The sequence below is a fragment of the Clostridium sp. CCUG 7971 genome (assembly GCF_017590215.1).
In the GTDB taxonomy this organism is placed as follows: Bacteria; Bacillota; Clostridia; order Peptostreptococcales; family Peptostreptococcaceae; genus Faecalimicrobium.
The window spans coordinates 20,982-31,430 of record NZ_JAFFPK010000050.1 but is presented as its reverse complement, the minus strand read 5'-3'; the positions used below and the strand labels follow the sequence as shown (position 1 = coordinate 31,430).

The window sequence follows — 10,449 nt, the reverse complement described above, 5'->3', positions numbered from 1 at the left end:
GAATCGTCTCCACCATTGAAATCCACGAAAAGAACTGATTAGAAATCAGTTCTTTTTGCTTTTTACATTAAATTAAAAAGTTAGAAGGATTAGAACTTAACAAAATCTTTATACTAATAAATGTATAATAGGTAGTAGAACTAATAAAGGAGGAAAGAATATGAGAATATTAGTTGTAGAAGATGAAATAGACCTATTAGAAGCTATAGCAGAAGGATTAAGAATAGATGGATATGCAGTTGATACAAGTGAAGATGGAGAAGAAGGATTACAGCTAGCTATTGTAAATGATTATGATCTTGTAATTCTTGATTTAAATCTACCAAATATAGATGGATTAGATATTTTAAAAAATATAAGACAAAATGACAAATTAACAAAGATATTAATACTAACAGCTCGTTCAAGTATAGAAGATAGGGTAAAGGGACTTGATCTAGGAGCAAATGATTACTTAATTAAACCATTTCATTTCGATGAATTAGAAGCAAGAATAAGATGTTTACTTAGAAGAAAGTTTATACAAGAAGATAATGAACTTGAATACAATAACTTAAAAGTAAATACAAAATCAAGAAAAGCTTATATAGATAATGAAGAAATAAAATTAACTAAAAAAGAATTTGCAATACTAGAGTACTTAATGAAAAATATAAACAAAGCTATAAGCCAAGAAGAGCTTTTAGAACATATATGGGATAATAGCGTTGATATGTTTAGCAATGTTGTTAGAGTTCATATAAATTCTTTAAGAAAAAAATTAAAGGTTAAATTAGATGAAGAAATAATCAAAAATGTTGTTGGAGTAGGCTACATAATTGAAAAATCTAAGGGTGAATTTTAATGAAGTTAAATCTATCTCTTAGACTTAAAGTAACCTTTATAAACACTATGGTACTTATAATTTGTAGTGTAATATTAACAATAACTACTTCATTTTCAGTATCAAGATCTATTGATAAAATAGGGATGACTTCATCAGCTGTATCAAAACCAATTATACAGCAAACTGTTCCTAAGAAGGTATATAATAACAATACTATAGAAAATAATAAAATTACACAAGCGCAAACTATAACTCAAGCAGCTCAAATGGAAAAAGATAAACTAGCAGCTACAAGTATAATTTCTATGTTAGCTGTAATAGTTTTAGGATGTATAATAACTTACTTAACAACAGGAAAATCTTTAGAAAGTGTTAAAAAGTTAAATGATGAAATAAAAGATATTAGTGAACATAATTTATCTAAAAAAATAAATGAAGAAGGTGCAGAAGATGAAATAAAAGAGTTAACTAAATCTTTTAATAATATGTTAGTTAGAATAGATGATGCATTTGAAACTCAAAAACAATTTTCGTTGAATGTAGCACATGAACTTAGAACACCGCTATCAGTTATACAAATGAAAATAGATGTATTTAAAAAAAGAAAAGAGCAAACAACAGAAGATTATAAAAAACTAATAGGTGTAATAGAAAAAAATAATAATAGATTATCAAAAGTAGTGGAAGAATTATTGAGTATTTGCAATAGAGATAATATAGAACGTAAGGATCAGATAAACTTTGATAAAATTATTAAATCTATTATTGTTGAACTTAGAGAAGTTGCATCAGAAAAAAATATAAATATAGATATTGATGAAAACATGAATGTTAATGCTGCTAAAGCTTTTTATGGAAATGAACAACTTTTATATAGAGCAATTTATAACTTAATAGAAAATAGCATTAAATATAATATTGAAAATGGATATGTAAATATTTATTTAAATGAAGAAAATGACTTTATAAGTATAGTTATTACAAATAGTGGAATAGGAATAGAAAAAGAAGACTATGAGAATATATTTAAACCTTTTTACAGAGTAGACAAGTCTAGATCTAGAAAAATAGGTGGTTCAGGTCTTGGACTTTCAATTGTAAAAACTATAATAGATCATCATAATGGAAATATCAGAGTTGAAAGTGATAATAGTGGAAGTAAATTTACTATAAAAATTCGATACAATTAGTATTTCTTAACAGAAACTTTATATTCCTTTGGTTATTATTAAGTTGAATATAATACTTGTAATAAAAACGAAAGGAATATAACTATGAAAAAAACACTATTATTAGGAACTATATTATGTATAAGTTTAAGTGTGACAGCTTGTAGTCAACTAGACAAAGAACAAAGTAAAGAAGAGCCTAAAGTTAATCAAGAAGAACAAGTTGAAGGTACTCCACTTACAGATGAAGAAATGAAAGAAATTAGTGAAAATGTAGAAAATGCTTTACGTGAAAATGTAAAATATAAATTTGGGAAAGTTTTAAGTATTGAAGGTACTACAATAGAAGTAAGTATTATTGAGACACCAAAATGGTATGAGGATAAGGGATATAATGATAATTTAGATATCGATACTTCTAAATTAAAAGAAACTGGAGAAAGTATTAGTATTGATTTAATCGGTATAAATTCAAATATACTACCAGAGGAAATAAATGAAGTAAAATATGTAAGAATAGGTATTTATGAGTCTGATAAAGATGACAATGTAGGTTTTGAGCAAGGTCAGGTAACTAGTGTGGATAGAATTAACTAAAAAATTTAAAATAGATATCTCAAAAATAAGAATATGGAGGAAAAGAAACTACATATTAAATAATTGATAAATATCAACAAAAAAGCTATGAATTACAGGTATTTAACTCTGTTTTCATAGCTTTTCATACTTGGATTAAGAATATAATTTAAATTATTCGTGAAATTCTATTTTGATATAGTTCTAAATTTTTTATTATAAATAAAATTCTTAACAGAAACTTTATACTCTGTTTAGTATATTTAACTCATAAGAAGCATCAGAATAAATGGAGGGATTATATGTTAGCAAAAAAGAAATTAATAGCACTGATAGTGGGTGTTTGTGTAGTAGGTGGAGCTATAGTATTAATGGTTAAACCTAAAAATGAAGAACCTGTAAAAAAAGATAAAGAACACACAGTAGTAGTTGATGATATAAGAGTTTCAATAGAAGGAGGGGGAGAAGCTAAGTTAGAGGGAGTTGATCATAAATTTGAAACTAATGGATCCATTGAAAAAATTTATGTAAATAAAGGTGATAAAGTAAAAAAAGGAACTACCTTAGCAAAACTATCAGATGAAGATATTAATTTACAAATAGAAGAATCAAAAATAGAACAAAATATTAAATCAGAAACATTGAACCAATTAAAAAATCAGAAGAAAAATTTACCTGAAGATCTATCCCTAGATTCACAGATAAAATTAGCTCAAGGTGAATTAGATAAAATAAACCAAAAAATTAAGAAACTAAAATCAGATTTAAATAAATTATATATATATGCTAAAAATAATGGAATTGTTTTAGATATAAAAGGTGAATTAGGAGCAAGTGTAACACCATCAAATCCTGTTGTAGTTATAGGAAAGGAAGAAAAAATATATCTAGATGTTTTATTATCACAAACCGATATTATAGGAGTAAAAGAAAATCAAGAAGTTAAAGTAACTTTTGAGACTTACCCAGACATTGAAGTTAATGGAATTGTAAAAGAAAAAAGTTATATAAGTTCAGCTCAAGGAGAAGATGTTAACTATAAAGTTATAGCAGAATTAGATACTAAAGAATTAGAGATATATCAAGGAATGACAGCAGAAATTGAATTTTTAATAAAAAATAAGGAAAATGTAATACAAGTACCAAATAAAGCTATAACGATGAAAGACAATAAGCAAATAGTTAAAGTAAAAGAAAATGATAAAATAAAAGAAGTAGAAGTGAAAACAGGTTTTTCTGATGGTAAGGTTACAGAAATATTAGAGGGACTACAAGAAGGTCAAGTTGTAATAGAAGAAAGGCAGGTGGGAGGTTTTGAAGGTTCAAGAGCTAATTAATATTACATTTATAAACTTAATAGAAAATAAACTTAAGGTTATTCTTACCTCGCTTGGAATTATAGTAGGAACAGCAACTATTATAATGGTAATTGCAATCGGAAAAGGTGGAGAAGAAGATGTAAAGAAACAGTTTGAAGGATTGAGTGCAGGAAGCATTTATATAAATCTTAACTTTGAAAATCCAGATTTAGACATAAAGGAGGTTGTTCCTTTAGATGAAGAAAAAATGCAATCGATAATGGACGATTCCAACAACATAAGTAAGGTGACTTTAAGTGTACAAGGTTTTACTAGTATAAAAGTTAGAGGTAAAGAGGGGTTTGAATCAGTAGTAGGAATTACCAATGAATTTAATGATATAAATAATCTTAATATACAATTTGGAGAGAGCTTAAATGAATATCATCAAGAAGGAAAGGATAAAGTTTGTGTATTAGGAGAGAGCTTAGCACAACAGTATTTTATTGATGCAGAAAGTGCTATAGGAGAAACTATAAAAATAAATGAAAAAACATATAAAATAATAGGTATTTTAGATAGAAAAGGTGATGGAACACAAGGATTAAGCCCAGACAAAAGTATTTTTATACCATACTCAAGTGCATACAAATATGTATATGATGAAAAAAATTATATACCTCAAGGAACTGCATTAGTTGATGATATAAATAAGGTCGAAAATGGAATTAGAGATGTTCAAAGTTCTCTAGACTATATATTTGATGAAGAAGCAGTTAATTTTAACGTTGAAGACGCAGGAAGTAAAATAGAAGCAGCTTTAGCTTCAGCAAAGACTATGAATGTATTATTAATGTCTGTGGCAACTATTGTTTTTATAGTTGGAGGGATAGGTATAATGAATGTATTATTTGTAGCAGTAAATGAAAGAACTAAAGAAATAGGTATACTAAAGGCTTTAGGAAGCTCGGGTAAAGATATATTAATTCAATTCTTACTTGAGTCTGTGATAATAAGTAGTTTCGGAGGTATATGTGGGATAATATTAAGTTATTTATTAATGCCACTTACAAAGTACTTAGGAGTTCCAGTTTTATTTACAATAGATGGCCAAGTAATAGCATTGTCATTTGCAATTATAACGGGTACAGTATTTGGAATATATCCAGCATACAAAGCATCAAAGCTAAAACCTGTAGAGGCTTTAAGTTACGAATAAATTAAATAAAAAAATAAAAGGAGAAATTATTATGAAAAAACCATTATTATTAGGATTAGTTATATCTTTAGTATTAGGAGTTACAGCTTGTAGTTCAGGAAGTGAAGAAAAGAAAGAATCTACAAAAGAAAATCCTCAAAATGAGCAAGTATTAGAAAATAAATCTAATAAGGAAGAAAAATTTATCTATGGGAAAGTAAAAAGTATAGTTGGAAATGAAATAGAATTTGAATTAGCTAAAAATCCAGAAAAAGACATACAAGGAATAGAAAAAGAAGAAATAGAAAAAGAAGAAATAAAAGGTGAGTCACAACCTGCAGCTAGTGTAGCTCCAGCAATGAATAAAGAAGATGGACAGAAGGTAAATGTAGGAGATATAGAAAAAAACGAACCTTTAGTTGAATTAGAATTTACAGGAGACTTAAAAACTATAACTATACCAACAGGTGTAAATATAAAGATATTATCAGCTAGAAGTGGAGAAGGAATAGCTGCTATAAAAGAAGGTACATACTTAAAGTTATCAGTAGATGATAATAAATCAGAAAAGCCTACTGTATTATCAGTAGATGTAATATCATAGGAAGTAGATTATGAATTATATTATAGATATATCAAATATAAATAAGTCATATAGCTTAGGAGAAGAAAAACTACATGTATTAAAAGATGTTAGTTTTAAAGTTACAAAAGGAGAATTTATATCAATACTAGGGCCTTCTGGGTCAGGTAAGTCAACACTTATGAACATTATAGGATGTATGGATAACTTAGATGATGGAAGTTATAATTTAGATGGTAAGGATATTGCTGGTTTAGGTGATGAGGCTTTAGCTTTAGTTAGAAATGAAAAGATAGGTTTTATATTTCAAAAGTATCATTTAATACCAAAATATAGCGTTATTCAAAATGTAATGATACCACTTTTAATAAGGGGTGTAGATAGACAAATTGCTAGAGAAAAAGCTACTGAAAAATTAAGACTTGTAGGATTAGAGGATAGGTTAAAGCATAAGCCAAATGAACTTTCAGGTGGTCAGCAACAAAGGGTTGCCATAGCTAGAGCATTAGTTTCAAATCCAGCTATACTTTTAGCAGATGAACCAACTGGAGCATTAGACTCACAAACTGGTAAAGAGGTTTTAGCTTTATTTAAGGAGTTAAAAGATCAAGGAAATACTATTATAATGATCACACATGATAAAAGCGTTGCAAATTATGGAGATAGAATTATAAGTATTATTGATGGGAATATAAGGATATAAAAGATAATAGCAATCAAGGACTTTGTTTTTTATATCCTCTAGGTGGGAAATTAATGTCGAAAAAACACGGGTATAATTTTGGTGATTCATCTATACCATTGAAGTATATGAAAAAGGTACTGGAATAAGTATATGCTAATACTTTTTGTTATAAATTATAATTAGATTATATTTTTATTAGTCGTCTTTTACTTTGAAATATCAATTCCAAATATATTTATTCTAGCTTAATAAAATTTGTATCAGCTAGTTTTGAGTATAATGGTATCAAATAAAGAAAAAATCTCATAGGATATTATAAAAAGTAAATTTAGAGGTGAAGTATGGGAAAATATAAAAGACAACAACAAAATTCGGAAAAATACACCTTAGCTAATACTAACTTAAGGGAAGAAAAATCTACTTCTTCAAATATAATCACTGTAATACCTATAGGGTCTAAGGTTCAAGTTATTGACGCTGAAGAAGATTGGTATGAAGTATCATATAATGGACAAAAAGGGTACGTATATAGTGATTACTTATCTAAAACAAAATATACATGGACAGATGTTACTTTAAGGTCTTATCCATCTGCTGAGTCAAATCCGGTAACTACAATTCCTCCAAAATCTATAGTACAAGTGTTATATGTAAATGGAGACTGGAGTAATGTTATGTATGATAATCAAGAAGGATATATATTTAGCTATTTTCTTTCTGATGATGGAAATCCACCGGAAGGATATGATTTTAAATACTTTTATACGGATATGACAAAGTTTGTAAACGACAATCAAATTAAAAGTCCAACTATAAATTTGATTACAACAGATTTAGAAAATAAGCTTACTTATGTATTTGAAAAAAATAATGATGGCTCATGGAATTTACTTCACAAGTGGTCATGTACAATAGGTAAACCTAGTACACCAACTATTAAGGGTACTTTTTATGTTAGTGGTAGAAAGCCTTACTTTGGTTCTGATACTTATAGAGTAAAATACGCTACTAGAATTAGAGGTGGCTATTACTATCATTCAATTTTATTTAACTCAGAGGGAACTGAAATAATAGATGATAGATTGGGGATGGCTTTGAGTCATGGATGTGTTCGATTAGCTGTAGATAATGCACAGTGGATTTATGATAATGTATTAGATAAAACTACTATAATTATAAATTGATTTAAAATGATAATAGCTATATTTAGTATGAAGAGAAGCTTAGCCTCTATGAGATTTTACTAAATATAGCTATTTTATATTTAAATTATGATTTTCCTACTTCATTTTGTCTTGCAAAGAAAAATAAATACTGCTGAATAAAACTTGATAAATCACCGAATTTATCGATTGCAAATAATCTGATTTTTTTTGATGAATTGTTTTCGTTGTTAAAGTATATATCTTCCATTATTCTTTTTATCCATATATCAACGGCAAATACATCGTACTTTTTCATTGATAGCATGGCGACACAATCTGCGACCTTTTCGCCAACACCACTTAGTTTTCTTAAACTTTCTAGACATGATTTAGTATCTAGTTTATTTAGGTTATATAAATCAATATAATTGTTACAAATAACTATTGACGTAGACTTTATATACTTATCTCTAAATCCAACCTTACATTCTCTAAGTTCATCTAATGAAAGAGAAGATAACTTTTCAGGGGTAGGAAATGAGTAGTATTTTTCTCCTTCGTATTCGCCTATATAATCTCCATAACGAGAACATAGGTTATCAACTATCTTCTCAAGCATTTGTATAGAGTTATTAGCAGATAGTATAAGCGTAATTAAAGTCTCCCATTCATCTTGATTAAGAATTCTAAGGCCTGATCCAAAATCTATAATATGAGATAAGTTAGGAGATATGTTTAAAATTTCTTCTTTTATTAGCGAATAATTAATATCAAGTCCAAAATAATGAACCCAAAAGTTTTTAACATCTTCTAAATTAGTATTTTTTAAATAAAGAGTATCATCTATTTGAGAAACATTTATAATTTTATTTTTCACTACACAAGTATAGGAGTTGTCCTTTTGTTTTTTCCATCTAACACTTTGACCACTGGAAAAGATATGATGTATATCAAAATCTTTAATATTTTCGATTACAATATCACTTGAATTTTCGTAAATCCTCATATGAATCACCTCCTAAATAGTTAGTTAAATATAGCTATATAAATATAACACAAGCTAGTTAAGATTTAAAGTATAGAAAAAATGAATAAAAAAGAGAGTATTAATGAGAAAGATTATTCAAAAAACATATCGATATAATAGTCAATATGTTTTTTTATTTTATGTTAAAATAGGAATAGTAAATATATGAGTTAATGTAAATAGGAGGGAATATATGCAAATTTTAATTATAGAAGATGATATTGAATTAAGAGAAGAATTAAAAATTTTGTTAGAGGATAATGGATATAGTGCTATAATACTACATTCATTTGAAAATGTAAAAAAGGATATACTTAATATAAATCCAGATCTAGTACTTCTTGATATTAAAATACCATACATTAATGGACAACAAATACTAAAAGCAGTTCGAAAAGAATCAGATATACCAATTATTATGCTAACAAGTAAAAATACTGAAGTAGATGAAGTTCTTAGTATGAGTTATGGAGCAGATGATTACATAACAAAGCCTTATAGTCCTATATTATTATTACTTCGAATAGAGGCATTATTAAAAAGAATAAATAAAAATAACAAAAATCTTACCTACAGACATGTAAAGATTAATCTGTTAAAAAGTACTATAGAATCAAAGGAACAAGAATTATTACTATCTAAAAATGAAATAACAATATTTTATTTCTTACTTATGAATAAGGGAGAAATTGTTACTAGAGATGAAATGATGAATTATTTATGGGGAAATGACAGGTTTATAGATGATAATACTCTTACAGTTAATATAAATAGATTAAGAAAAAAGCTAGAAGAAATAGAATTAAGCGGAGTAATTGAAACTAGAAGAGAACAAGGATATATACTTATATGAGATTAAAAGATTATTTAAATGATAAAATTGTACATATTTTAATGTATATAGCATTGATAACTTTTATATTATTCTTTCTATTTATGTTTAGAGTTCCAAATTCTTTAATAATATCAATAGTAATAGTAATGTTAATGTTTATAATATCAATTATTTTTTATGATTATTTTAGAAAAAGAAATTTTTATAATGATTTTATCGATAATTTAAACCAGCTAGACAAAAAATGTTTAATTACAGAAATATCTAAAAGACCTAACTTTATTGAAGGAAAGATTTTTTATGATTCTCTTTATGAAATAGATAAGTCTATGTATGAAGAAATAGAAGTATATAAAAATAACATTAATGACTTTAAGGAATATATTGAAATGTGGATTCATGAAGCAAAATTGCCAATAGCTAGTATGACTTTAATCTTACATAATAATAAGCCAGATTCAAATAAAAAAATAAAAGAACAAGTAAATAAAATTGAAAACTATGTAGAACAGGTTCTATATTTTGTTAGAAGTGAAAATTCAGAAAAGGACTATTTAATTAATCATTGCAACCTTGAGGAAATAATAAATAGTGTAATAAGGAAAAATAAAGATAGCCTACTTTTAAAACATATCTCAATAGAAATAAGTAATGTAGATAAAATTATTTTAAGTGACAGCAAATGGATAGAGTTTATTATAAATCAAATTGTCAGCAATAGTATAAAGTACTCAAAAGAAGAAAATGCAAAAATAAAGTTTAATACTAAAACCTTTGGAGATGTTATTGCTTTAGAAATAAAAGACAATGGAATAGGTATAAGTGAAAAAGATATCTCAAAAGTATTTGATAAATCATTTACAGGAGAAAATGGAAGAAAAATTGCAAATTCAACAGGTATGGGACTGTACTTATCGAAAAAGCTATGCAATAAATTAGGTCACAATATACAGATAGAATCTAATAAGGGCTGTTTTACAAAAGTATCAATTTACTTTAAATATAACAAATATTACAGTGATGTAAGATAATGTAATATAATTCGATGTTAGTTATATTTCCTTTTTTATATAATTAAATAGTAAGAGTTAGTAAAATAATTATTTA

Annotated in this window: 11 protein-coding genes; 10 read left to right on the top strand and 1 reads right to left on the bottom strand. The window is 26.5% G+C overall.

The genetic code is table 11. The features are described 5' to 3' along the window. Nucleotides 1-160: 160 nt before the first annotated feature. The 8 genes from JWF52_RS07190 (at nucleotide 161) to JWF52_RS07155 (ending at nucleotide 7,519) form a co-directional block, all read left to right on the top strand. Complete coding sequence (locus tag JWF52_RS07190; protein WP_208332892.1) at nucleotides 161-844, top strand: response regulator transcription factor; 684 nt, start codon at nucleotides 161-163, stop codon at nucleotides 842-844. Then, nucleotides 844-2,016: a sensor histidine kinase gene (locus tag JWF52_RS07185; RefSeq protein ID WP_208332891.1), complete on the top strand. Its 1,173-nt coding sequence runs from the start codon at nucleotides 844-846 to the stop codon at nucleotides 2,014-2,016. The genes JWF52_RS07190 and JWF52_RS07185 overlap by 1 nt, the downstream gene beginning before the upstream one ends. Before the next feature lie 84 nt (nucleotides 2,017-2,100). Next, entirely contained in the window at nucleotides 2,101-2,592 is a 492-nt protein-coding gene (locus JWF52_RS07180) for a hypothetical protein (RefSeq protein ID WP_208332890.1), read from the top strand. Between the two features lie 281 nt (nucleotides 2,593-2,873). Then, nucleotides 2,874-3,908 (top strand): efflux RND transporter periplasmic adaptor subunit, encoded by a 1,035-nt coding sequence (locus JWF52_RS07175; protein WP_208332889.1) that lies wholly within the window; start codon nucleotides 2,874-2,876, stop codon nucleotides 3,906-3,908. Beyond that, complete coding sequence (locus JWF52_RS07170) at nucleotides 3,886-5,088, top strand: ABC transporter permease (RefSeq protein ID WP_208332888.1); 1,203 nt, start codon at nucleotides 3,886-3,888, stop codon at nucleotides 5,086-5,088. Before JWF52_RS07175 ends, JWF52_RS07170 begins: the two co-directional genes overlap by 23 nt. Before the next feature lie 31 nt (nucleotides 5,089-5,119). After that, on the top strand, nucleotides 5,120-5,671 hold the full coding sequence (locus JWF52_RS07165; protein ID WP_208332887.1) for a hypothetical protein: 552 nt from the start codon (nucleotides 5,120-5,122) through the stop codon (nucleotides 5,669-5,671). Nucleotides 5,672-5,681: 10 nt separating this feature from the next. Continuing rightward, nucleotides 5,682-6,353, top strand: coding sequence for an ABC transporter ATP-binding protein (locus tag JWF52_RS07160; RefSeq protein ID WP_208332886.1), 672 nt, complete (start codon nucleotides 5,682-5,684; stop codon nucleotides 6,351-6,353). Nucleotides 6,354-6,676: 323 nt separating this feature from the next. Beyond that, nucleotides 6,677-7,519, top strand: coding sequence for a L,D-transpeptidase family protein (locus JWF52_RS07155; RefSeq protein ID WP_208332885.1), 843 nt, complete (start codon nucleotides 6,677-6,679; stop codon nucleotides 7,517-7,519). An 85-nt stretch (nucleotides 7,520-7,604) separates the two neighbouring features. Here the strand turns inward: JWF52_RS07155 and JWF52_RS07150 are convergent, their stop codons facing one another. Beyond that, the gene (locus JWF52_RS07150) at nucleotides 7,605-8,486 is read right to left on the bottom strand and encodes a DNA-3-methyladenine glycosylase family protein (RefSeq protein WP_208332884.1); all 882 of its coding nucleotides are present in this window, start codon (nucleotides 8,484-8,486) and stop codon (nucleotides 7,605-7,607) included. Between the two features lie 214 nt (nucleotides 8,487-8,700). Between JWF52_RS07150 and JWF52_RS07145 the strand changes: the two genes are divergently transcribed. Both JWF52_RS07145 and JWF52_RS07140 read left to right on the top strand, forming a co-directional pair. Next, entirely contained in the window at nucleotides 8,701-9,360 is a 660-nt protein-coding gene (locus tag JWF52_RS07145; protein ID WP_208332883.1) for a response regulator transcription factor, read from the top strand. Then, entirely contained in the window at nucleotides 9,357-10,373 is a 1,017-nt protein-coding gene (locus tag JWF52_RS07140) for an ATP-binding protein (RefSeq protein WP_208332882.1), read from the top strand. The genes JWF52_RS07145 and JWF52_RS07140 overlap by 4 nt, the downstream gene beginning before the upstream one ends. Nucleotides 10,374-10,449: the final 76 nt, after the last annotated feature.